Consider the following 22410-nt stretch of genomic DNA (forward strand, 5'->3'; position numbering starts at 1 on the left):
ATGGACAGTGAGCCCTCCCGCATCATCGTTCCCGGCGACGAGAACAGTCTGGTTCCGTCCGAGAAATTCCAGCGCCTGTTCGACGAAGCCCAGGCCATGGAGCGCGAAGATGCGTGGCAAAGTGGCGAAGTCGGCTTTTTGAGCCGAGCCAGTGTGCAGGTTACCTTGCCTTACCGGGCGCCAAAGGGTGCTCCGCCCGTGTGGACCCGAACCAGCGGAAATATTTCGCTGATGATCCAGCCTGGATACTTCACCCAGCAGCGTTCAGAAAAGGCCAGCAACGGACGCCAGAAACTGGTGTCCGAAACGGTCTCGCTCGGCTATCCCTACGGCTCCTATCCGCGCCTGATGCTTGCCTGGATCGGCAAGGAGATCATGGCCAAGAAAAAGCGCGGCGAGTTTACCGGGACGGTCGAGGACCGCCGCATCTCGCTGGGCAATTCGCTGTCCGAGTTCATGTACAACCTGGGCATTCCGATGGCCACCGGCGGCAAGCGTGGCACCATGACCCTGGTGCGACAGCAGATGATCCGCCTGTTCTCCGCGACCATTGCGATCGTCCAGAACAAGTCCACGCCGAGCCAGAATCAGAACCAGAGCCACGAGCCGCTTTCGATCGATCGCGTTGGCTATCTGCTGGCAGACCAGCTGTCGACCTGGTGGGATCCGATGCAGCCGGGGCAGGGCTCGATGTTCGAGAGCTTTGTGGTACTGTCCGAGCCATTTTTCAATGAGCTGGTTAACCGGCCCGTTCCGGTTGACATGCGCGCGCTGAAGGCACTCAAGCAGTCGCCGTTCGCGCTGGACGTATACTCCTGGCTGACCTACCGCTTCTTCACGATCCAGCGGCGTACCGAGATTCCGTGGGAAGCCTTGCAGATGCAGTTCGGCACTGAAACCGAAAGTGAGCGGAAATTCCGTGCACTGTTCCGTAAGGCGCTCAAGGATGTGCTGGTTGTCTATCCGGGTGCCAAGGTGGATGCGGATTCGTCCAAAGCTCTGATCCTGCAGCCTTCCCGTACGAGCGTTCGCAAGCTCGCCTGAGGCTGGCCGCACCCTTGCCGAACCCGCCAGCTGAATGAGCTGGCGGGTTTTTCATTGGCCCCCCAGACATTGCGTGAACGTGCCTGGATGCAAGCCAGACGTTGTTTGCCCTGCAAGAAGCACAAAAGGCAAGCGTAAACGCTTGCCTTTTGCTTTGCCTACCGCGTCAAGCCCGAGAGCGAGGCGCAGTCTGCGATTTCGGCGTGATTCGTGAGATCAGGCCGGCTTGATGGCGGATGCCTGCAAGCCCTTCGGGCCCTGCTTGACTTCAAACGTGACGCGCTGACCATCCTTGAGCGTCTTGAAGCCCGAACCCTGGATTTCGGAGAAGTGCGCAAACAGATCCGCACCGCCGTCGTCCGGGGTAATGAAGCCAAAGCCCTTGGTCTCATTGAACCATTTGACCGTACCGGTTGTCATGTGAATTTCCTTTCGAAGCAAGTTCTTGTACACAACGCAAACAACGCTAACAACCGTTCAAGCACGCTAAGTTCTCGTAGTTACCGAACGGATGCCGCGAGGTGACACGACTTGACTCGACTGTTGCGGGCATCATAACCAGTTTGTCTAGTTGTGTCATGTGCGCCGAAAGACGCACTATCGTTACTTTAGGCGTATTCCGTGCCGCATTTCAAGTGGAAATCTTTCATTTCCATAACGCGAAATATCTTCGCTAATTTTATATTTAAAATATAAATTCAAAAAACAGTTGAGCCGAGACGTCACTTTGACTAAAGTTGCGGCTAGCGATAATCGCGCTTTCAGCGCTGAAAGAGAGGTCGTAGTGCCAGCTAAAATCATCACGGTCTTCAACCAAAAGGGCGGCTGCGGAAAGACCACGGTCAGCATGCATCTCGCAGGTACGCTCGGATTGCGCGGCGCGCGATCGATGCTTGTCGATATGGACGAGCAGGGCACGGCAACGCGCTGGGCCGCGCAGGCAAGCGACGAGCGGCCTTTTCCTGCTTCTGTGATCGGCCTGGCGCCGTCCGGCGGTGCAATGCACCGCGAAGTGAGGAAATTCATCCAGGACTACGACTACATCGTCGTCGATTGCCCTCCCGCGGTACATTCGGCGGCGCCCTCGAGCGCGCTGCTGATTTCCGATCTGGCAATCATCCCGGTGGTCCCATCACCTCCAGACCTTTGGGCAGCGGTGGCCGCAAAGACCCTGGCCCAACATGCTCAGGTCCAGAACGAGACGCTGCGTATCCGCGTCATGGCAAACATGGTGCAGCGGCGCGTTTCCATTGCGCGCCAGGCGATTGAGATTCTGGGGGACGATCTGGAAATCCCGCTGATGCAATCGATGATCGGTTCGCGCTCGCCGTTCCGTGAATGCCAGGCGATTGGATGTACCGTGCACGGCGTGGCTGGCGCGCGTGAGTCCGTGCAGGAAGTCGACATGATGGTCGACGAAGTATTGTCTTTGATTGAGCACTAGGTATGGCGACAAAATTGAAAAGCCTCAAAGCAGGCATGTTGGCGGGAATGGCGGCAGAAAAGACACGAGGGGACGCGATCGATCGCTTTGCCCGCGCCGAAGCGGCAATTTCGCAACACCCCAACGGCTTGCTCCAGGCGCGCGGTAGAGAGCCGAGCCCCATTTTCAGCGCTGAAAGTGAGTCCGAGGAGGAGGGCGGACGGATCCTGATGAAGGTGCCACTGGCGCAGCTCCACGACAATCCGTTCAACGCCCGCCGCATCTACGACCCTGTGGTGGTACAGGAACGCGCGGCGTCAATTGCCACCCATGGCCAGAAGACACCGGGCCTGGCGACGCCGGATCCGGCCCGGCCGGGGCACTACATCCTGATCGATGGCCACTACCGCAAGCGGGCGCTAGCCTCCGCGGGCAAGCTCGAGATGGAGTGCTTCATCGAGAGCAACCTGAATGACCTGGATTTCTACCGGCTGTCGTTCCTGCTCAATGAGCAACGGTCGGACCAGTCGGCGCTGGACAACGCGATCGCCTGGCGCCAACTGCTGGACGAAGGCAAGGTCCAGAAAGAGGAAGACATCTGCGAACTGACTGGCATGTCGGCAGGCACGGTTAACAAGACACTGGCGTTGCTCAGACTGCCCGAGTCGGTCCTGGGCGTCATGCGCGAGCGTCCCAGCGCAATCGGGATTGCCACCGGCTATGAGCTGACGCTCTATTGCAAGATTGTTGGAGAGGACCGCACACGGGACCTGGCCACGCGCATCATGGCAGAGGGCTTGTCCAGCCGTGAGGTCGAGGCAATTCGCAAGCACGCGCAGGAAGGCAAGGCGCGCAAGATCAAGGAGATCAGCCGCCAGTACAAGATCCGCAGCGACACTGGGCAGTTGCTGGGTACGATCAAGGAGTGGGATTCCGGGCGCGTGGTGCTGGATGTGCAAGTGAACGACCGCGGCGCGCGCGAAGCACTGGTCGAGACGCTCAAGGCGCGGTTTGGCCTGGAAAAGACCGCTAGCTGACAGCCCGCATAGTCATAGTCCATAGTCCATAGTCCATAGTCCATAGTCCATAGTCCATAGTAGACAGGGGAGGGCAGCGATCACCCACCCCACTCGGTCACTCCGGGGCCGCAACGACATGAACATCTTCCGCCGTGCCGGCCCCGGATTGCTCAGGGGCCTCGCCTCCCGCCCCAATGCGCTTCACCCGGGTTCTTCGCCCCGCCAGGTCGCGCGGCGAGCGAGCCGCAAACTCGGCATCTTCGGCTTCCCGATACCGCTCGATCACCTGGCTCAGCAAGGCATGCAATCCCCTTACCGAGTAGCCCGAGCCCGGCGACTTCTCAGCCTTACGCCTGGCACGACCGGTAGGCGGAAGCCGCGGTGGGCCGACGAGCACGATCGGCTGGCCGGCCAGGCTACCCCAATCCAGCCCGCGGTCTTGCCAGTGACGCTCCAGTGAGCCGCGAGCGGCTTCACTAAGACCCTCATCCTCGCGGTGTCCATCTCCGGCACCGGGCGTACCAACTTCTTCATGCGTACCAACTTCTTCGTGCACACCGAGCTTGTCGCGCGTGAACGTTGCCAGGCTAGCAAATCCGATCGGCTGCTCCTGCAACAAGCGGACTGCGGCTTCGGCGGCGCGATACCGAATGCCTTCCGGATCCCGGCCCTGCGCTGCTAGCCAGCCAAGGAATCTGGCCAGCGATTCGGGTTCGAGGGTGCTCCCAGTGGCCACAGGCACAGCCATGCGCAACGCCGCCCTCTGCGACGGGCTCTCGGGCTGCCAGACGTGCTCCGCAATATGTCCCTGCCCTTGCAGCCATTCAAACAGTGCGCCCAGGATGCGCGAGGCGTGGAGCACGCTGCTCTCCGATAACGGCCCGGTGAACGGCCGCCATGCCGCCGAATCCCTTGGTGCACGCGGCCCGACCCACAAACGTACGGGGGCGGGATGCCGAAGGAACGCGAAATAGTCCTCGCGATCCTGCCGATCCAGCATGGCCAGCGGCTTGCGCCGCTCCGTCGCCGTCCAAAGCAAAAGACGCTCGGCCTCCTTGCGGTAGGCTAACCAGGTACTTTGTTGCGCCTGATTCGCTGCGAGCCAAGCACGAACGGCGGCAAGATCGCTCATAAAAGCGCCTTTTACGTCACTATTAAGTGAGGTCGCGGTCACCGTACCCGATTCTTCTTCGCGCATCAGCTCAATCGGCACCAGCTGGCGCAAGTGCGGGCCAAGCGTGGCTTCGGCCAGGCGGCCCCGCGCGAAAACGTGCTCCCGCAGCAAAGGCTCTCCCCGCGCATCTCGCACGACATCGCGATGATCGGCCAGCCACCGGTTGATCGCCGCTCCGGCAAGCGCCCCGATGCGCGGTACCGAGCGCCACCACGCATTGCCATGGCGGTTGGCAAGGTCCACTAAAATATGTAGATTGGATATCTTTTGTGCCCGCAAGCGTCTCGCCAGGGCGGGGGAAAACCAAAGCTCGATGCCATGATCGGCTCGGGGTTGGGCGGTACCGAGCCGTTCCAGCTCGGCCAGGGCTTCGACCCGGCGATCCATGCCCCGGTTGGAACGGCCGGGACCACCTTCCAGCAGTTCAGCCAGATCTTGCCGGCTATGCAGGTGCGCCAACTGCACCATACGGTCGCGCAACCCGAGCAGCACCCGCAAGGCGGATTCGCCACCTGCGTCGTCGTCGTCGCTGTCGTCACTGAGATAGCGCCCGGCTACCATGGCGGCCGGCATGCCCTGCACGTAGGCCCGCACGGCGGCAAACTCGCTACGGGTGAGGCTCAGGTTAGGGGCCTTACCGGGTTGCATGACAACCCTCGATTTGGTCGCTAAGATCTTGATTCATAAGGCACTTAATCAATCGCTAAATGCATCCGGGTATAAATGCATAGTGAAGTTCAATGCCGATAATTATACTGGCGAAATGCCCCGCTTTCCTCCTGCTTTCCGCTGTTAACCGCCTGGGGCAGCCCGATCCGGCCGCTTCGCCCAGCGCCGTTGGTATCGCGCGACACGCTCTGCCGGGTGTAACCCTGACTTGCATTCACCCCCGCCAGTGCATATCCTGAGACCCAGAGTTAGATTTTTTAAACTCTGAGTTAAGAAACATCTACAGCGTAAAAAAGCGCAAACGGGGCGATTCGAAAGCGACTCCACGGGATGGTCAGTCGGGCAGCCGGACCTGGACGGGTACGCTGCCACGGCCGGGAGACGAAACGGATCGTATGGAAATGCAACCGCAGCATAGTGGGCATTTCCGTTAGCATGTGCGGGTTGTCGCGGGGCTCGCCATGCCGTAACAAAAAAAGAGAGCGGCCATGGCCACAATCCTCTTGATCGAGCCTCATCCCCTCCTGCGCTTGGGTCTGCGCCATTTGTTGACCCAGGCCGGCCTCCACGGCGACCTTGTCGATATCGATCCAGGCACACTGCCTTATCCTGCCGAGTGGCTCTGCCATGCCGACCTGATGATCTATGGATTGTCGCCGGACCCGGCGTCGAGCTGGCAGGAACTGGATCAGGCCTGCCAGATATTGATGCCGAAGCGGGTCCTGGTGCTATCCGAGCAGATCTTGTCGCCGCAGAACGGCGCCACCATGCCCGACAGCGTGCGCGGCCTGTTGTCCAAGGCCTGCAGCGCAGACATGCTGGATGCGGCGATCCGCCTTGTCCTTGCAGATGGCGAGTGCTTTCCCGCCCGCGCCCAGGCAGCGCGCGCCGACGCGAGTCCTGTGCCGTGGCCCTCGATCCCGGCCAGGCCGTCGCCGGCCACGCTGCACCTGCACGCCGGGCCGACCCAGGCTGATGGCGAACGTGACGCTGCCGCCCATGCGGCACGGCACTTGCCGGGCGACGCCCCCCCCGAGCCGGAAACGCCTTCGGCCGGATCGCACCTGCTTAATATTACCGAGCGCCAGTACGAGGTGCTGGCGCTGCTGGCGCGCGGCTATCCGATCAAGACCGTTAGCCGCCTGCTGAACATCTCGGTGGCTACCGCCAAAACCCATGCCTGCACCCTTTACCAGCGGCTGCACGTTCGCAACAAGGGCGAGGCAGTCTATGTAGCGTTGCAGCGTGGCGCTAAGTTGAGCTGGCCGGGCCCGGCAACCGCCGCCGTGCCGGTTCGCGGCGCGGGGCTGTCGCCGGTCGAGCTGGCCGGTGCCTGCCAGGCGGCCTGATTGTTAGTCCCGCCGGGCGCGCGAAGTGGCGCCCGGCGGCCCAGAGCACCAGCGACTCCATCTTCCGCAACACGCCGCCTCATCCGAATGCACGAGGCGGCGTAGTGCTGTACTTGCTACCCTGATCAACAAACACGTGGCTCTTGCGGGACGCTTGGCCTGGCACTCGCTGGCTGAGCGCAACCCGCGCAACCAACGCAACCCGCTGTCCCCCACAGCCGATGACAACGCTCCTGCTTGCCCACAACATGATGCTGCGCCGGGGTGTGCTGCGTCACCTGCGCGAGCTTGCCGCGCTCGCCCCCGTGCTATCGCAGACCCCCGAATGGCTGCTGGAGGCAACTTCGGCCGAATTGCCCCCGGCTCCCATCGATTTCGCGCTGCTTGACTGCAGCGGCACCGATACCGATTCTTTCCGCCTGCTCGATGCACTGCACTCCCGCCTGGCACCCCGGCGCTGGCTGGTCATGTGCGAGTCCCCCGACCCCGAGTTCGCGCGCTACGCCGCTGGCCTTGGCGCTAGCGGCTGCCTGCCGGTGCCAGCCTCGCCCGAACAAACGCGGGCTGCGGTGGCGCTGGTGCGCGCGGGGGGCCAGTGTTTTCCGCGCCGGGCTTTCGCCGTGCCACCGCCCTCCCCCATCGGTTCAGGTGGGTCTACGGCAAGGGGATGATGCGCGCGCCGCTGCGGCTGCCTATGCTGAAAGCGCGCGGATAACGAAGCCGGGACGTTCAATGTCAAGCCGGCCGCCGCGCGATGCACAGGGGGTCGTATGGAAAACGGGCTGGATATCCTGGTCGTGCGCGGCTTCGCCGTGCCGGAGGGCCGGGGCAAGTGGGCGTGCTGCTACGAAATCAGGTTGACTACCGGGCGCGATGAACCGCTGCTGTATCGCGGAGAGTTGCATGGCAGGCGCTACGCCTGCGAGGCCGCCGCGATCGCGGCAGCTACCTTTGCCGGTGAGCAGGAAGCACGCAGGCAGATGGCATCCGTATGGGCCGGACTGCTCGCGCGCCACGAGTACTGCGTGGTGGTGGCGAGCGAACCGGCGCTGGAGCGCGTGCATGAGCCGGCGGCCGGCTAGGCCGCGGCCGCTAGCTGGGGCATCCCTGCAGCAGCGCGGGATGTAATCGGCTGTTCATCCGCCGCAAGATAAAGAGAGTAAGGCAAGAGGGGGCGACGACGAGCGCGTGTTCGGGGGACCGGAGCTTTTCCGGTGCGCATGCCGGCATGGATGCGCGCACGCGTGTTTCGGTCGCAGCGCATGCTGCGCCGGATCTTGATGGCTACGGTCGAGCCAGCCCGCAGAGGCGGCAAACCGTGGCCTGTTTCTTTTGCCGCTGGCGGTGGCTGCCCGCGAAATTGCCGAGATCCAAGGGAGCCGCACAAAAAACCGCGCAAAAAAAAGAGTCCGCCGACCGGGGGACCATGCGGACTCTAAAGTGGCCGGCTCGATTCCGCTCGGCGGGCCACTCTCCGACGATAGCCAAACACCGGCGGTAGCTGTATCGACCAGAAGATGCATCTGCCACATGGCTGAAGGGCTGGCCCGCCAGTTCCCACGGAAACCCGCCAGCCCAGCGCATGCTTCGTATTGCCGCATGGCCCGCGGGTGGCACCGTGGCCGCCTCATGCTTCTGGCTGGGTTGAGGCCGACCCGAAAGCCCGCGCGGCAGGCTTGCCTGCTGGCAAGTCCGTTACGCAACTGTGTTACTTTGCTCGCGTGCTCGATCCCCAAACAGCCACCATGATTCCCTGGCATCTCGTCTCCCGCTTCGGCGAAACCTCGCTGCTGCTGCCCTGCGCGGTGTTGATCGCCGCATGGTTGTTCCATGCCGGCGCCATTGCCAGCGCACGCCGGTGGGTGCTGAGTTTCGGTGTCACCGCCGCGGTGGTGCTGGCCTCCAAGCTGGCCTTCATGGGCTGGGGCATTGGCTGCGCGGCGCTTAACTTCACGGGGTTTTCGGGGCATAGCATGATGTCGGCGTCGGTATTGCCGGTGCTGCTCTACCTGATCGTGTCGGCGCGCCATCCTCGTCTAGCCGTTGGCGCCGGCGGGATTGGCCTGCTGCTGGCGTTGCTGGTGGGCGTCTCGCGGCTGAAGCTGCAGGCGCATTCAGGCTCGGAAGTCCTGGGCGGGCTTGCGCTCGGATTTGCCGTCAGCCTGAGCTTCATCTTCCGGGGGCGGCGGCCGACGCGCTCCGCGCCGGCCCTGGCAGCCGCGCTGGTGGTTGTCCTGATGCTGGGCGTGCCGGCGGTTGGTGTCGCCGCGCCCACGCATCACTGGCTCGAAATCCTTGCCGCCAGGCTGGCCGGGCGCGACAAGCCGTTCCAGCGCGGGCAATGGCGCGAATGGGCCGGGCTGCGCGAGGGATCCGCGGTGCTGGCCTGCCTGCCCCCCGCCTCGCTGCGCTGAGCCGGGAGGCCCGGTCCGCCAGCACGTGCCCCGAGCGCGTGTGTGCGCAAGCAAACAGACGCTACCGCTGCCGCGGCGCAACCATGATCTGCATAACAAGTCCGGCTCGCCGGATGGAGGCAAATCATGTCGACGGTCCGCGCATTCGTTGCCGAGAGGCAGGCCGCCCTGCAAATCCTGTATCGCTTCGCCGATGCGGCTATCGTTGCCGCCTGCGGCGCGGTGGTTGGCGAGCTGCTGTTCCCCCAAGGCCTGCGTAGCGCCGCTCCGGTCCATGGCTTCATCACCGTGTTGTGTTCGGTCAGCACCTTGCTGGTGTTCCCTGCCTGTGGCCTGTACAACTCCTGGCGGGGCCGCAGCCGCGCTGCGCTGGCGGTGCGCACGCTCGCGGCCTGGGGCGCGGTGTGCATGCTGGGCCTGGTCACCGCGTACCTGATGCACCAGTCGGCCGCGCTGTCCCGGCTTTGGTCGATGGGCTGGGTCCTGAGCGTGGCCGTCATGCTGCTGGCCTCCCGGGTGGTGCTCTACGGCATGCTGGGCAGCGTGCGCGAGCATGGCATCAACGCCAAGCGCGTGGTGATCCTGGGCTACGGATCGCTCGGCCACGAGATGTACCAGCGCGTACGGAGCAATCGCGGCGCGGGCTACGATGTGGCCGGCATCTACGACGAAGGCACCGAGCAGCCGGTGCCCGCGGGCGTAACGCGGCTGGATTCGCTGCAGCAGGTCTGCACGTTCGTGCGCAACAACGGCGTGCGCGAAATCTGGCTGACGCTGCCGATGGCTGCGTGCCGCGATCTCTATGACGTGGTGTCCCACTTCCGCAACGACCTGATCGACATCCGCTGGGTGCCCGACATCATGTCGGTCGAACTGCTCGGCCATCGCTTCAGCGACTTCCTTGGCCTGCCGGTCATCGACCTGAACAGCCCGCCGCAGTCGGGCATCACGGGTTTGCTCAAGGGCAGCTTCGACCGCGCTTTCGCGCTGGCGGCGCTGGTCGGGCTGTCGCCGCTGCTGCTGCTGATCGCCGTGCTGGTCAAGCGCTCGTCTCCCGGCCCTGTCCTGTTTCGCCAGACTCGCCTGGGCATGGATGGCCGGCCGTTCCATGTCTACAAGTTCCGCACCATGGTGCAGCACCAGGACGCGGGCAGCGTGACCCAGGCCGTGCGCGGCGATGCCCGCGTCACGCGCATCGGTGCCTTCCTGCGCCGCACCAGCCTGGACGAGCTGCCGCAGTTCATCAACGTGCTGCGCGGCGAGATGTCGGTGGTGGGTCCGCGCCCGCACGCCATCGAGCACAACGAGATCTACAAGGAAGTCATCGATCGCTACATGCTGCGCCACCGGGTCAAGCCCGGCATCACGGGCTGGGCGCAGATCAACGGCTTTCGCGGCCAGACCGACACGGTAGAGAAGATGCGCAAGCGCATCGAGTTCGACATCTTCTACATCCGCAACTGGTCCTTCAGCCTGGACCTGCACATTATCTTGCGCACCGCGCTGCATGGTTGGACGGGACGCGAGGCGTTCTGAGCAATTCGTCCCCCAACACCCGCGCCGCCAACCCACATGCGAAGTTGGTGGGCCAGCGCACCGAAACCGGCCAGCAGCTGCGGCCCAATGATGAAACCCGACCATCCTCACCGAGGAGAACCAGAGATGAAGGCAACCATTCGACAAATCCTTGCCGATGTGGCGCGGCTCGACGTGTCGGTAGATGCGCTCGACGACCAGGCCGATCTTTACGAAGCCGGATTGTCATCGCTTGCGACCGTCCATGTGATGCTGGCAATCGAGAACGCATTCAATATCGAGATCCCGGACGCCATGCTGACCCGGCAGCTCTTTCGCAGCGTCAACTCGCTGGCAGCGGCGGCCGAGCAGCTAAGACAGCAACAGGAGGCAGCATGAGCCCCCCACTAGCCAGCGTGGACCTGGCACGCCCGATGGTTGCGCATACCACCGCCGCCGAGCTGATGGCGGCGGCGCAGCTTGCCGCGCTCGAAGCGGCCAAGCACGCCGATCAAGTCGACCGTGACGCAGCGTTTCCGCACGACGCGTTTGCCGCGATCCGCCAGCACCGGCTGCTCAGCGCCATGGTGCCCGCGGCGCACGGCGGTGCGGGCGCGTCGCTGGACACGGTCGCGGCCATCTGCCGCGTGCTGGGGGCAGCCTGCTCCTCGGCCGGCATGGTCTACGCCATGCACCAGATCCAGGTGGCCTGCATCGTCGAGCACGGCACGGGCAATCCCTGGCATGAGCAGTTGCTTCAACGCATTGCCTCGGAGCAATTGCTGCTTGCCTCGGCCACCTCCGAGGAAGCGATCGGCGGCGCCCTGCGCAACAGCGGCTGCGCCGTCAATGTCGAAAACGACCGCTTCCATCTGCTCAAGATGGCACCCACGATTTCCTACGGCGCGCATTCCGACGCCATCCTGGCTACCGCGCGCCGCCATGCCGATGCCTCGCCCTCGGACCAGGTCATGGTGTGCCTGCTCAAAGACGATTTCACGCTGCAGAGCCTCAGCACGTGGGACACGCTTGGCATGCGCGGGACCTGCAGCAACGGCTTTCGCCTGGAGGCGCGCGGCGCCTGCGAGCAGATCCTGCCGGTGGCGTTCGGCGAGATCGCGGACGGCACCATGACGCCGGTTTCGCACATCCTGTGGGCCGCCTTGTGGACCGGCATCGCCGGCGATGCCGTGCAGCGCGCCAAGGCTTTCTTCCAGGGCCAGGCGCGTGCGCGCCCGGGCTCGCTGCCGCCATCGGCCACGCGGGTGGCCGATGCGGTGGCGATGGTGCAGATGATGGAAGGGCGGCTTGAGCTCGCATTGGCGCACCAGCGCCAGCGTCACGCGGGGCTCTCGGTGTCGGCGCTGTTCTCGCTCGCCGCGGAGATGAACGGCCTGAAGACCAGCGTGAGCACGATGGCGATCGAAGTGGTGCAGCAAGCAATGATGATTTGCGGCATGGCCGGCTACAAGCAAGGCACGCCTTACAGCCTCGGGCGTCACCTGCGCGATCTCTGGTCCGCGCCGCTGATGATCAACAACGACCGGATCCTGACCAACACCGCTAGCTTGCTGCTGGCCGAGCGTTCCAGCTAAGGAGCACGACATGGATGCCAACGTCAGCGTGGAAGATCGCGCCAATTCCGCGCCCGCGGATGCCGCCGGCGCGTCGGCCGCTACGCCTTCGTACAGCGATCCGCAGGCAGGCCAGCGGCGCTACCAGCAAGCCTTGATCGAGGCGGGCCTGCTGATCCCGAGCGGGGTCGATGGCGTCTATGGCCGCAGCGCGGTGTTCGAGGCCATTGCGGACGGCCTGAACGTGGCCGTCACCGCGCTCGGCGCCGACCAGCGTGCGGAAGTGATGCGTTTTCCGCCTGCCATGTCGCGCCAGGATTTCGAGGCGAGCGACTACTTGAAGAGCTTTCCGCAGCTAGCCGGCACCGTGCACAGCTTCTGCGGCAGCGATCGCGACCACCATCGCCTGCTTGCGCGTATGGAGGCGGGCGAGGAATGGGCCGACGAGCAGCGGCCGACCCGCGTGGTGCTCACGCCGGCCGCGTGCTATCCGATCTATCCGGCGGTGGCGCGGCGCGGCCCGATGCCGCCGCAGGGGCTGGTGGTGGACGTGCTGTCGTATTGCTTCCGCCACGAGCCTTCGATCGATCCGGCGCGCATGCAAATGTTCCGCCAGCGTGAGTATGTGCGCCTGGGCGATGCCGGACAGATCATCGCCTTTCGGCAGTTGTGGATGGAGCGCGGCCAGCAACTGGCCACCATGCTCGAGCTTCCGCACGAGGTGGAGGTGGCCAATGACCCGTTCTTCGGGCGTGGCGGCAAGATCGTGGCGGACAGCCAGCGCGAGCTGAAGCTCAAGTTCGAGTTGCTCATCCCGATCAACGAGGGCGCCCCGCCCACGGCTTGCATGAGCTTCAACTACCACATGGACCACTTCGGCCAGGTGTGGGCGCTGCGCACCGCCGACGGCGAGCCGGCACACACCGGCTGTGTGGGATTTGGCATCGAGCGCCTGACGCTGGCGCTGCTGCGCCACCACGGCTTCGACCTTTCGCTGTGGCCCAAGGACGTACGCGCCACGCTGGGAGGGCTGTAATGCTCGTTGACCCGCGAACCCTGGAGCGCGGCATGCACGTGTCGCACGCCTTGCACAATGGCAATCCCGTCTGGCCGCAGACCAACTGCTATGTGGACTTGTGGATCGAACTGCTGCACGGCTGGGAGCTGGACCCGGTTGCGGCGCTCGGGTTCACCGTGTCGCAGGATTTCGAGGGCGATCAGTTCACCTTCTTCAAATACCCGCCGGACGATCTCGAACGTCTCTACGGCGTGGTGGTGCAGGAGCTGTCGCTGTATGAGTCGATGGAAGACCGCGTCGCCGGGCAGACCTGCCGCGGCCACGTGGTACTGCTCGAGGTGGATGGCTTTTACCTGCCGGACAACCGGGCTACGTCGTACCGGCGCGAACATACCAAGACCACCATCGGCATCGATGTGATGATGCCCGAGGCGCAGTCCGTGGGTTACTACCATAACGAGGGCTATCACGTGGCCACGGGCGAGGACTACGCCGGGTTGTTCCGCCGCCTGCCCGCGCTGGCGGACGACGTGAACCTGCTGTTCCCCTACGCCGAGGTGGCGCGCCGCCGGTTTCCCGCGCTGGAAGGAACGATGCTGGTGCGCGCCTCGCTGGCGCTCTTGCGCAAGCACCTGGCACGCCGTCCGCGTCAGAATCCCATCACGGCTTTCCGCACGGCGTTTCCCGCGCATCAGGAAGCGCTGATGGCCGGTGGCGAGCAGACCTTCCATCCCTACGCTTTTAGCGTGCTGCGCCAGCTCGGCGCCAACTTCGAGCTGCTCGGGCAGTACCTGCGCTGGCTGGCGCAGCATGGCCAGCCGATGCCCGAGAGCATAGCGGGCGCGTGCCACAAGCTCGCGTCCGAGGCCATGGTGATGCAGTTCCGCCTGGTGCGCTCCATCATCAGCCGCCGCGTGGATCGTTGCCAGGATTGCCTGGACCAGCTCGAGGCCTCCTACGAGGCGGCGGTGCCGGCGCTGGCGGGCTACGTGGGCGAAGCCGAGTACTGAGGGCCGCCCGCCATGCATGCGCCGCTTGGCTTGACACCTGTCCCCGGACGACCTGTGCACCGGCAACCGCTCACCGGCGACTGGGCCTTGCTGGAGACGCCCGCCGGCGCCGTGGCCTCGCCCGCGGCGCTGGCCGGGCGCGGCCCGTGGATGGCGGCCCAGGTGCCCGGGACCGTGGCGCAGGCGCTCCAGGCTGCGGGGCAATGGCAGGCGGCGGCACCGCGCCCGCTGCACGATCACGACTACTGGTACCGCGTGACGGTGTCCGGCGCGGGCGCGTACCGCCTGCGCCTGCACGGCCTGGCTACCGTGGCCGAGGTCTGGCTGGATGCGGCGCGCGTGCTCGACGCGCAGAACATGTTTACAGCGTTCGAGGCCGAGCTCCATCTCGATGGCGAGCATGTGCTCTGCCTGTGCTTTCGCTCGCTGCACCGCTGGCTGCGCACGCAGCGCGGGCCGGTGCGCTGGAAGCCGCGCATGATCACGCCGCCCACATTGCGCCTGGTCCGCACCACGCTGCTCGGCCACATGCCCGGCTGGTGCCCAAGCGTGCACACGATCGGGCCCTGGCGCGGCATCGACCTGCTGCCCCTTGCCACCGACGCGAGCCCGCTGCTGACGGCGCGCCTGGACCTGCAGGCAAGCCTGGCCGCCGATGCGGCGCAGGGTGGCGTCATTCGGCTGCGCCTGCGTGACGTGGCACCGCTGCCGCCAGCGATGACGATCATGCTGTGCGCCGATGGCCGCGAGGCACCCATGAAGGCAGTGGATGCCGGCACCGGCGGCATCGTCTACGAGGGCGAGTTGTCCGTGCCCGAGCCGCGCTTGTGGTGGCCGCACACGCATGGCGAGCCCGAGCGCTATGCGGTGCATCTGCGGCTGGGCGAAGAGCGCATCACGTGCGGGCAGGTCGGCTTTCGCCGCATCGAGCTCGACCGGACTATCCAGGGCAGCACCGACGGCCTGGCGGACCGCGAAGAGGACGCCCAGGGGTTTGCGCTGCGCGTCAACGGCGAGCGTATCTTTTGCCGCGGGGCCTGCTGGACCAGCCACGACCTTGCCAGCCACGCCGATGCGCCCGACGACATACAGAAGTGGCTAGTGCTGGCGCACGGCGCGGGCATGAACATGGTGCGCGTGAGCGGCGTCACCTGCTACCAGGGAGAAGCCTTCTTCGACGCGTGCGATGCGCTTGGCCTGCTGGTCTGGCAGGATTTCATGTTCGCGAACTTCGATTACTCGGCCAGCGCCGAAGCCGCGCGCCCGCTGATGGCGCAGGCCGAGCGCGAGGTCAGCGAGTGGCTGGCGGCGCATCGCCACCATCCCAGCATCGCGGTACTGTGCGGCGGCAGCGAAGTCGAGCAGCAGGCCGCGATGATGGGCACGCCCGCGGCCACCTGGCGCCAGCCTTTGTTCGACGAGATCATTCCGGCGTGCATTGCGGCCTGGCATCCCGACGCGGTGTATGTGCGCAACTCGCCGTGCGGCGGTGCGTGGCCCTTCCAGGCCGACAGCGGTGTGACGCACTACTACGGCGTGGGCGCCTACCAGCGCCCGCTTGACGACGCACGCCGCGCCAACGTGCGGTTTACCTCGGAGTGCCTGGCATTTTCCAACGTGCCATGCGCGCGGACCATGGCGGACGCGCTCGCGGTGCCGCCCGTGCATGATCCACGCTGGAAGGCCCGTGTGCCGCGCGACGCCGGCAGCGGCTGGGACTTCGAAGACGTGCGCGACTTCTATTTGCGCGAATTGTTCAAGGTGGACCCGCCGCGCCTGCGCTACGAGGACACGGCACGCTACCTGGCGTTGTCCCGCGCCGTGGTGGCGGAGCTGATGACCGACGTCTTCAGCGAATGGCGGCGAGCGGGCTCGACCTGCTCGGGTGGCCTGGTGTGGCAGTTGCAGGACCTGCTGCCCGGCGCGGGCTGGGGCATTGTCGATGCGCTGGCCCGGCCCAAGTCGGCCTGGCATGCCTTGCGCCAGGTGTGGCAGCCGCTACAGGTGCTGATCACCGACGAAGGCCTCAATGGTATTCACCTGCACCTGATCAACGAGAGCGCCACGCCGCGCAATTTGCGCCTGCAACTGCAATGCTGGCGCGACGGCGAGACCGTGTTGCTTGATGTTGCGCGCGATCTGTGCCTGGCCCCGCGCTCCACGCGGCGCATCAGCGGCGCCGCGCTGGCAGGGACCTTTTTCGATTTCACATACGCCTATCGCTTCGGGCCGCGCCTGCATGACGTGGTGCGCGCCGCGCTGGTCGATCCCTGCGACGGCGCCCTGCTGAGCCAGGCCTGCTACCTGCCCGATCGCAGCGCGGGCGCGCTCGAGCCGCCGGAGCTGACGGTCGGCGTGGCGCGCGAGGACGGCGACTGGTGGCTTACGGTGTCAACCCGGCGCTTTGCGCGCTGGGTGCACATCGACGATATCGCCTTTCGCGCGGAACACGACTGGTTCCATCTCGCGCCCGGCAGCCAGCGGCGCGTGAAGCTCTTACCCGATCACGGCCCGAAAGGTGGAGGCCGTGAAGGCACGCAGGGTGTAGGCCTTGCGCAGGCAGATCCCATCCCGATGGGGGAGGTACATGCTCTCAATGCGCGCCGCGCGATTGCCTACAGCGCGCCAGGCGCCTGAAGAGGCGGAAATGCGCTAGGCGATGGCGCCGCTCTCACACCTACCGAAGGATGATCAGGTTTCAGCCGTGCGGCTACTGTTGGCAGGGCCACATATGGCACTTAATACAAGCACAAATGCCGTGCGAACCAGGGTCAAAGAAAAGGTGGTCGGCGCGGGTCCTCCGGATCACGGTGGGCCGGCTTCGGTCGAGGTGTTCGTACGGCTGGTCACGGGGAGAGGGAAATGATCAGTCAGCGTTCGGATCTGCACGTCAATCATGTGCTTGGCGCCTTGCCGCGCAAGGATTGGGAATCACTGTCGTCGCATCTCGAGCTGGTACGCATGCGCGCCGGACAGCTGCTCACCGATTCCGGCCAGCGCATCCATCATGTCTATTTCCCCACGACGGCCATCGTCTCGATGCTGTCGCTGCTGGAGGATGGCGCCACCGTCGAGATCGCTGCCATCGGCAATGAAGGCCTCGTCGGCATCCCGGTGCTGACCGGTGGCGACACCATGCCCTGCCGCGTCGAGGTACGCACGCCGGGATTTGCCTACCGCCTCTCGGCCGCCACGCTCAAGCAGGAATTCACGCACTCTGCGGCCATCCAGCGCGTCACCTTGCTCTATGTGCAGGCGGTGCTCACCCAGATCGCGCAGACCGCCGTGTGCAATCGTCACCACTCGCTCAACAAGCAACTTTGCCGCTGGCTGCTGCTGGCCCTCGATCGCATGGCGTCCAACGAGCTGGTGATCACCCAGCAGGTCATCGCCAACATGCTGGGCGTACGCCGCGAAGGGGTGACGGAAGCCGCCGGCAAGCTGGAGGACCTGGGCCTGATCCAGCATAGCCGCGGGCACATCACGGTGCTCGACCGGCATGGGCTGGAGGCGCATTCCTGTGAATGCTACAAGCTCGTCAAGCGCGAGTTCGATCGTTTGCTGCCGGCGCTTGCCAGTGCTTGAGGCGGGAGCGGGGTTGGGTCAGGGAGATTGCCGTGAACAGGTTGTCCTTCGCCGGTGCGTCGCCGGCTGCAAATGAGCCGGCGCAGCCGCGAGCGCGCGGCTCGCGCGCACTTGTCGATCACCTTGGCTGGATCGTTGCGCTGACGCTCGCCGGTGGCGCCATCGGAGCGGTGGTTGCATTGTCCATGCCGCAGCACTATCGCGTCGAGGCGCTGGTGCAGGTGGAGCCGCGCGATGCGGGGCAGAATGCCGGTGCGCGCGGCGGCGTGCAGGCCGGCCCCGCCGCGCCGTTCGACGCTGGCATGCTGACCAGCCGTGCGGTGGTCGGGCCCGTGGTGGAGCGGCTGCACCTGGACGTCTCGGCGACGCCGTTGCGCGCGCCGCTGGTGGGTGCGCTGGTGGCGCGTTTTGCCGAACCCGGGCAGGCCGTGGCGCCTTGGCCGGAGAGCCTGGGCTATGCCTGGGGCGGCGAGCGCATCCAGATCGACAGCCTGGCGGTGCCCGAGCGCCTGCTTAACGTGCCGCTGATGCTGGAGGCCCAGCCGCAGGGCCACTATCGCCTGTATGCCGGCAATGCGCTGCTGTTCGAAGGCGTGGTGGGCGAGCCGGCAGCGGGCAACGATGTGGAACTGCAGGTGGCCAAGCTCGATGCCCTGCCGGGCACACGCTTCGCACTGATCCGCCATGATCCGCTTTCCACAGTGGATGCCATCTCGCGCGAGCTGGTGGTGGACGAACACACGCGCGACGCCGGCACGGTGCGCATCTCCTGGCGCTACCCCGACCGCAAGCTGGCCGCCGCGCTGGTCAATGGCGTGGCGCAAGCGTATATCGACAGCCAGACCACGCAGCGCCGCGATGACGCGGCCGGCAGCCTTGCCTTCGTCACCGGCGAGCTGCCGCGCGTGCAGGGCGAACTGGAGCGCGCGGAGGCCGCGCTCACGCGCTATCGCACCCGTAGCGGCACCATGGCGCCGACCCAGGACGCACAGTCATACCTGAACGGCAGCATGGACTACCAGCGCCAGATCGCCGCGCTGCGGCTGGAGCGTACCCGCCTGCTGCAACGCTTTACCACTGACAGCAATGAAGTGCGCACGGTCGACACCCAGATCCAGGAGCTCAGCAAGGTGCGCCGCGACATGGATTCGCGCATGCAGAACCTGTCGGAGACGGAGCGCGAGTCCGTGGCGCTCACGCGTGACGTGAAGGTGGCCGAGGACATGTACATGACGTTGCGCAACCGGGTGCAGCAGCTCTCGCTGGTGCAGTCGGATCGCTCCAACAACATGCGCATCGTCGATGCGGCGCTTCCGCCCGCCCGGCCCGACGGCGTTGGCCCGTGGCCGCTGACCGGCGGCGGCGCACTGCTCGGGCTGTGCCTCGGGCTGGCCGGCGTGGCCGCGCGGCAGCGCTACAGGCCTTCGGTGGCGGATGCCGCCGATGCCGAGGCGCGGCTGGGCATGCCCATGCTCGGCGAGATCGCGTTCAGCAGCGAGCAGACCGAGCTTGAGCACCAGTCCGAGGTGCATCGCCGCCTGGGCATGATGATGGGCTTCGCCGCCCAGCCCAGCCCGCGCCTGTACGCGCCGGCGCCTGGCAGCGCATTGGCCGAACCCGGCGGGTTCTCCACCGGCGACGCCGAGCGGCTGGCGCGGTGCGGGCTGCATGACCGCTTCCTGCTGGCACGGCGCTCGCCGCATGCGCTCGCGGTGGAGGGCCTGCGCAGCGTGCGCGCGGCCCTGCATTTCGCCGTGCGTAACGCGCCCGATGCGGTGCTGGCGGTGACCAGCCCGGCGCCGGGCACCGGCAAGACCTTTGCCTCCGTTAACCTGGCCGTGCTGTTTGCCGAGGCTGGCCAGCGCGTGCTGCTGATCGACGCCGACCTGCGCCGCGGCAAGGTCGCCAACTGGTTCGACCAGGCCGCCGAGCCGGGGCTGGCCGAACTGCTCGCGGGCCAGGCCGAACTCTCGGCCGTGGTGCGGCCCACCGTGGTGTCGGGGCTCTCGGTGATCACCGCCGGATCCATGCCGCCCAATCCCTCCGAGCTGCTGATGATGCCGGCGCTGGCCGAGACGCTGCAGGCCTGCAAGGCCCGTTTCGACCTGATCATCATCGACACGCCGCCGGTGCTGGCCGTGGCCGATGCCACCCTGGTCGCCAACCTGGCCGGCTCGACGCTGCTGGTGGTGCGCGCCGATGTCACGCCCGCCGCGCAAGTGGATGAGACGCTAAAGCGCCTGGCTCGCGCCGGGGCGCGGCTGGCTGGCGGCATGCTCAATGGCGTCACGCCCCGGCGCAGCACCCGTGCGGACTTCGCCGCAATGAGCCCGTACCTGGGGCTGCCGCTGCCGGCCGCGCAGCCCGAAGCGCTGGCGCTGGAGTCGCGCCCGGCCCGGCACGGCACGGCAGAGCAGCAGGCGGGCCAGGGCTCCATGCCGGCCTCCTGATATCCGGGGACGCCAGGGAAATCTCCATGAGCGTACCCGTTTCTGCGTGCGGCAGGACCTTGTGAAACGCCGCCTCGCAACCAGCGCGCAACGTGCCCCGCACGTTGCGCGTTGTCGTGAAAACCGCAGCCTGTGGTGGCCAATAGGGGCCGTTGCGCGGGCCGCGACACGGATCTTGATGGGTTGTGCCAGGCCGGGAGCCGCCGGCGGGCATGGCGCAAGGGCACGTACAACCAACAACAGAAGGCAAAGCGTACCCGTTTCTGCGTGCGCCAATGCCGGGGGGCAACGCCCCGTTTTTCCTTGGGAGAGGTCATGAAACCGGTCTTGTTCGAAGGCTGTGCCGGCTGGCTGCACGAGGCTGCAGGCACCACGGGTGTGGTGCTGTGCAACCCGCACGGCCACGAGGCGATGTGGTCGCACCGTGCGTTTCGCCACCTGGCCGCAGACCTCGCCGCCGCGGGCTTGCCGGTGCTGCGCTTCGACTATCCCGGCACCGGTGACTCCGCCGGCACCGACGCCGACGGCGAGCATATCGCCTGGTGCGTGCACGGCATCCTGGGCGCGGTAGCCGCCCTGCGCGAGCAGGCCGGGGTGAGCCGGGTCGTGCTGTGTGGCTTGCGCCTGGGAGCAACGCTGGCCGTGCTCGCCGCCGAGGCGCTGGCCGCGCGCGAGCCCGATGTCGTGGCCGGCCTGGTGCTGCTGGCGCCGGTGGTGAGCGGGCGCGCCTATCTGCGCGAGCTGCGCGCGTTGCACACCAGCTGGGTCAACAACGTCATCCCGGATATCGAGCTCACGCCGCCCACCGACGGATCGCTCGATGTGCTGGCCTACCGCTTCCAGCCCGACACAGTAACAACGCTCGAAGGCTTGCGCCTGGCCCGCCGCAGGGGCTGCCCCGCGCCGCGCGTGCTGCTGCTGGACGCCTGGCCGGGGGCCACCTCCCCCGTCGCAGAAATGGGTACGCTTTATCGCGCGTCGGGGGCCGAGGTCACGCTGGGCACCTTTGGCGAGTATCCCGGCATGATGCAAGCCGCCGAGTACGCGCAGGTGCCCGAGAGCGCCTGGCAAGAGGTGCTGGCCTGGGTGCGCCCGGCCGTTGCCGCCGGGCGGCGCTGCGCTGCGCCCGGCCTGCCTGCGCCAGGCAATGAGAGCCCAGCGCTGGAATGCGAGGTGGACGGCGTGCGCGAGAAACGGGTATGGCTGGACCGCGGCCGCCAGTTTGGCATCCTTTGCCAGCCCGCGCGGCGCGGCGCGAGCGATGTCGCGGTGCTCTTCCCCAATACCGGCGGCAACCACCATGTGGGCGACGGGCGGGTGTTTGTGAGCTTGTCGCGCGAATTGGCCCGGCATGGCGTCACCGCATTGCGCCTCGATCTCTCCACGCTGGGCGATAGTCCGGCTCCGGCACGCCAGATGAGCATTCCCGCGGTCTACGCGCAGAGCGCCTGCGACGATGCCAGCGCCGCCGTCGACTGGCTGCGCGCGCAGGGGTACAAGCGCATCGTCATGTCCGGGGTTTGCTCGGGCGCGTTCATCAGCCTGCACGTGGCGTTGCGCAATCCGGCGGTCAACGGCCTGGTCCTGGCCAACCTGGCGAAATTCCGCTGGGACGATGCCGACACCGCCGCCGTGAACGAACGGGTGCAGTCCATGCGGGGCTACGTGGCGGCTGTGCGCCGCGCGCAGAACTGGCAGCGGCTGTGGCGCGGCCAGGTCAAGGTCTGGCCGATCCTGTCCGGCTTCGTACGCCGGTGCACGCGGCGCGTGGTGCAACGCGGCGCAGCCGCCGTGGCGCGCTGGCGCGGCGGCGACGACACCACCACCGTGACAGGCTTCGCGCGGGCCGCCATGCGGGAGCTCGACCGGCGCGGCGTGCAGACGGATTTCCTCTACGGCATGAGCGATATCGGACTGGAAGAAGCCAAGGATCGCTTTGGCAGCAACCTCGAAGCGCTGCAGGGCCTGGGCAACATCCGCGTGCGCACCCTGCCCACGTTCGATCATTCGCTGTTTCTTGCCGACAGCCGCGCCGCGCTGGGCGCGCATCTGGTGCGCTACCTCGAGGTGCAGCTGGCGCGTGGCGAGCCGGTCGAGGTGAGCGAAGACGGAGCCGGCGCGCTGGCGGATGCGGTGTCAGGCACGGCGAGCGCCTGAGCGTGGGCG

18 protein-coding genes are annotated in these 22410 nt (G+C 66.1%); 16 read left to right on the forward strand and 2 right to left on the reverse strand.

What is annotated here, in order from left to right:
* Positions 1-1044: a replication protein RepA gene (locus F7R26_RS20970; protein ID WP_193692219.1), complete on the forward strand. Its 1044-nt coding sequence runs from the start codon at positions 1-3 to the stop codon at positions 1042-1044.
* A gap of 216 nt (positions 1045-1260) precedes the next feature.
* On the opposite strand, the gene F7R26_RS20975 is transcribed toward F7R26_RS20970, so the two are convergent.
* Positions 1261-1464, reverse strand: a complete 204-nt coding sequence (locus F7R26_RS20975; RefSeq protein ID WP_043352637.1) for a cold-shock protein — start codon at positions 1462-1464, stop codon at positions 1261-1263.
* 364 nt (positions 1465-1828) lie between these two features.
* On the opposite strand from F7R26_RS20975, the gene F7R26_RS20980 reads away from it, so the two are divergent.
* Together F7R26_RS20980 and F7R26_RS20985 are read left to right on the forward strand one after the other, a co-directional pair.
* Positions 1829-2488, forward strand: coding sequence for an AAA family ATPase (locus F7R26_RS20980; RefSeq protein ID WP_006159055.1), 660 nt, complete (start codon positions 1829-1831; stop codon positions 2486-2488).
* A 2-nt stretch (positions 2489-2490) separates the two neighbouring features.
* Positions 2491-3504: a ParB/RepB/Spo0J family partition protein gene (locus F7R26_RS20985; protein ID WP_150989189.1), complete on the forward strand. Its 1014-nt coding sequence runs from the start codon at positions 2491-2493 to the stop codon at positions 3502-3504.
* A 97-nt stretch (positions 3505-3601) separates the two neighbouring features.
* On the opposite strand, the gene F7R26_RS20990 is transcribed toward F7R26_RS20985, so the two are convergent.
* Positions 3602-5308, reverse strand: a complete 1707-nt coding sequence (locus F7R26_RS20990; RefSeq protein WP_150989187.1) for a phage integrase family protein — start codon at positions 5306-5308, stop codon at positions 3602-3604.
* A gap of 509 nt (positions 5309-5817) precedes the next feature.
* Here F7R26_RS20990 and F7R26_RS20995 point away from each other — a divergent pair.
* The 13 genes from F7R26_RS20995 (at position 5818) to F7R26_RS21055 (ending at position 22401) form a co-directional block, all read left to right on the forward strand.
* Positions 5818-6678 (forward strand): helix-turn-helix transcriptional regulator, encoded by an 861-nt coding sequence (locus F7R26_RS20995; RefSeq protein WP_150989183.1) that lies wholly within the window; start codon positions 5818-5820, stop codon positions 6676-6678.
* 221 nt (positions 6679-6899) lie between these two features.
* Positions 6900-7349 (forward strand): ANTAR domain-containing protein, encoded by a 450-nt coding sequence (locus tag F7R26_RS21000; protein WP_150989180.1) that lies wholly within the window; start codon positions 6900-6902, stop codon positions 7347-7349.
* 99 nt (positions 7350-7448) lie between these two features.
* On the forward strand, positions 7449-7760 hold the full coding sequence (locus F7R26_RS21005) for a hypothetical protein (protein WP_150989177.1): 312 nt from the start codon (positions 7449-7451) through the stop codon (positions 7758-7760).
* A gap of 663 nt (positions 7761-8423) precedes the next feature.
* Complete coding sequence (locus F7R26_RS21010; protein ID WP_150989174.1) at positions 8424-9092, forward strand: phosphatase PAP2 family protein; 669 nt, start codon at positions 8424-8426, stop codon at positions 9090-9092.
* Between the two features lie 126 nt (positions 9093-9218).
* Complete coding sequence (locus tag F7R26_RS21015; RefSeq protein ID WP_150989171.1) at positions 9219-10628, forward strand: undecaprenyl-phosphate glucose phosphotransferase; 1410 nt, start codon at positions 9219-9221, stop codon at positions 10626-10628.
* A 126-nt stretch (positions 10629-10754) separates the two neighbouring features.
* A complete protein-coding gene (locus tag F7R26_RS21020; RefSeq protein ID WP_043352647.1) occupies positions 10755-11006 on the forward strand; it encodes an acyl carrier protein in 252 nt (83 codons plus the stop codon).
* Positions 11003-12202, forward strand: coding sequence for an acyl-CoA dehydrogenase family protein (locus F7R26_RS21025; RefSeq protein ID WP_150989166.1), 1200 nt, complete (start codon positions 11003-11005; stop codon positions 12200-12202). Before F7R26_RS21020 ends, F7R26_RS21025 begins: the two co-directional genes overlap by 4 nt.
* A gap of 10 nt (positions 12203-12212) precedes the next feature.
* Complete coding sequence (locus F7R26_RS21030) at positions 12213-13217, forward strand: amino acid--[acyl-carrier-protein] ligase (protein WP_150989163.1); 1005 nt, start codon at positions 12213-12215, stop codon at positions 13215-13217.
* Positions 13217-14209: a DUF1839 family protein gene (locus tag F7R26_RS21035; RefSeq protein WP_150989160.1), complete on the forward strand. Its 993-nt coding sequence runs from the start codon at positions 13217-13219 to the stop codon at positions 14207-14209. The genes F7R26_RS21030 and F7R26_RS21035 overlap by 1 nt, the downstream gene beginning before the upstream one ends.
* Positions 14210-14263: 54 nt before the next feature.
* Complete coding sequence (locus tag F7R26_RS21040; protein WP_338404728.1) at positions 14264-16846, forward strand: glycosyl hydrolase 2 galactose-binding domain-containing protein; 2583 nt, start codon at positions 14264-14266, stop codon at positions 16844-16846.
* A 225-nt stretch (positions 16847-17071) separates the two neighbouring features.
* Complete coding sequence (locus F7R26_RS21045; protein ID WP_150989151.1) at positions 17072-17794, forward strand: Crp/Fnr family transcriptional regulator; 723 nt, start codon at positions 17072-17074, stop codon at positions 17792-17794.
* 41 nt (positions 17795-17835) lie between these two features.
* Positions 17836-20244, forward strand: coding sequence for a polysaccharide biosynthesis tyrosine autokinase (locus F7R26_RS21050; RefSeq protein ID WP_150989278.1), 2409 nt, complete (start codon positions 17836-17838; stop codon positions 20242-20244).
* Positions 20245-20559: 315 nt separating this feature from the next.
* The gene (locus tag F7R26_RS21055; protein ID WP_150989149.1) at positions 20560-22401 is read left to right on the forward strand and encodes an alpha/beta fold hydrolase; all 1842 of its coding nucleotides are present in this window, start codon (positions 20560-20562) and stop codon (positions 22399-22401) included.
* Positions 22402-22410 lie beyond the last annotated feature (9 nt).

The sequence above is a fragment of the Cupriavidus basilensis genome (genome assembly GCF_008801925.2).
GTDB lineage: Bacteria > Pseudomonadota > Gammaproteobacteria > Burkholderiales > Burkholderiaceae > Cupriavidus > Cupriavidus basilensis.

Coding starts and splice junctions, on each gene's coding strand:
- F7R26_RS20970 (WP_193692219.1), top strand. CDS start 1: ATGGACAGTGAGCCCTCCCGCATCATCGTTCCCGGCGACGAGAACAGT.
- F7R26_RS20985 (WP_150989189.1), top strand. CDS start 2,491: ATGGCGACAAAATTGAAAAGCCTCAAAGCAGGCATGTTGGCGGGAATG.
- F7R26_RS21030 (WP_150989163.1), top strand. CDS start 12,213: ATGGATGCCAACGTCAGCGTGGAAGATCGCGCCAATTCCGCGCCCGCG.
- F7R26_RS21025 (WP_150989166.1), top strand. CDS start 11,003: ATGAGCCCCCCACTAGCCAGCGTGGACCTGGCACGCCCGATGGTTGCG.
- F7R26_RS21035 (WP_150989160.1), top strand. CDS start 13,217: ATGCTCGTTGACCCGCGAACCCTGGAGCGCGGCATGCACGTGTCGCAC.
- F7R26_RS21010 (WP_150989174.1), top strand. CDS start 8,424: ATGATTCCCTGGCATCTCGTCTCCCGCTTCGGCGAAACCTCGCTGCTG.
- F7R26_RS21000 (WP_150989180.1), top strand. CDS start 6,900: ATGACAACGCTCCTGCTTGCCCACAACATGATGCTGCGCCGGGGTGTG.
- F7R26_RS20990 (WP_150989187.1), bottom strand. CDS start 5,308: ATGCAACCCGGTAAGGCCCCTAACCTGAGCCTCACCCGTAGCGAGTTT.
- F7R26_RS21045 (WP_150989151.1), top strand. CDS start 17,072: ATGATCAGTCAGCGTTCGGATCTGCACGTCAATCATGTGCTTGGCGCC.
- F7R26_RS21005 (WP_150989177.1), top strand. CDS start 7,449: ATGGAAAACGGGCTGGATATCCTGGTCGTGCGCGGCTTCGCCGTGCCG.
- F7R26_RS21055 (WP_150989149.1), top strand. CDS start 20,560: ATGAAACCGGTCTTGTTCGAAGGCTGTGCCGGCTGGCTGCACGAGGCT.
- F7R26_RS20995 (WP_150989183.1), top strand. CDS start 5,818: ATGGCCACAATCCTCTTGATCGAGCCTCATCCCCTCCTGCGCTTGGGT.
- F7R26_RS21020 (WP_043352647.1), top strand. CDS start 10,755: ATGAAGGCAACCATTCGACAAATCCTTGCCGATGTGGCGCGGCTCGAC.
- F7R26_RS21015 (WP_150989171.1), top strand. CDS start 9,219: ATGTCGACGGTCCGCGCATTCGTTGCCGAGAGGCAGGCCGCCCTGCAA.
- F7R26_RS20975 (WP_043352637.1), bottom strand. CDS start 1,464: ATGACAACCGGTACGGTCAAATGGTTCAATGAGACCAAGGGCTTTGGC.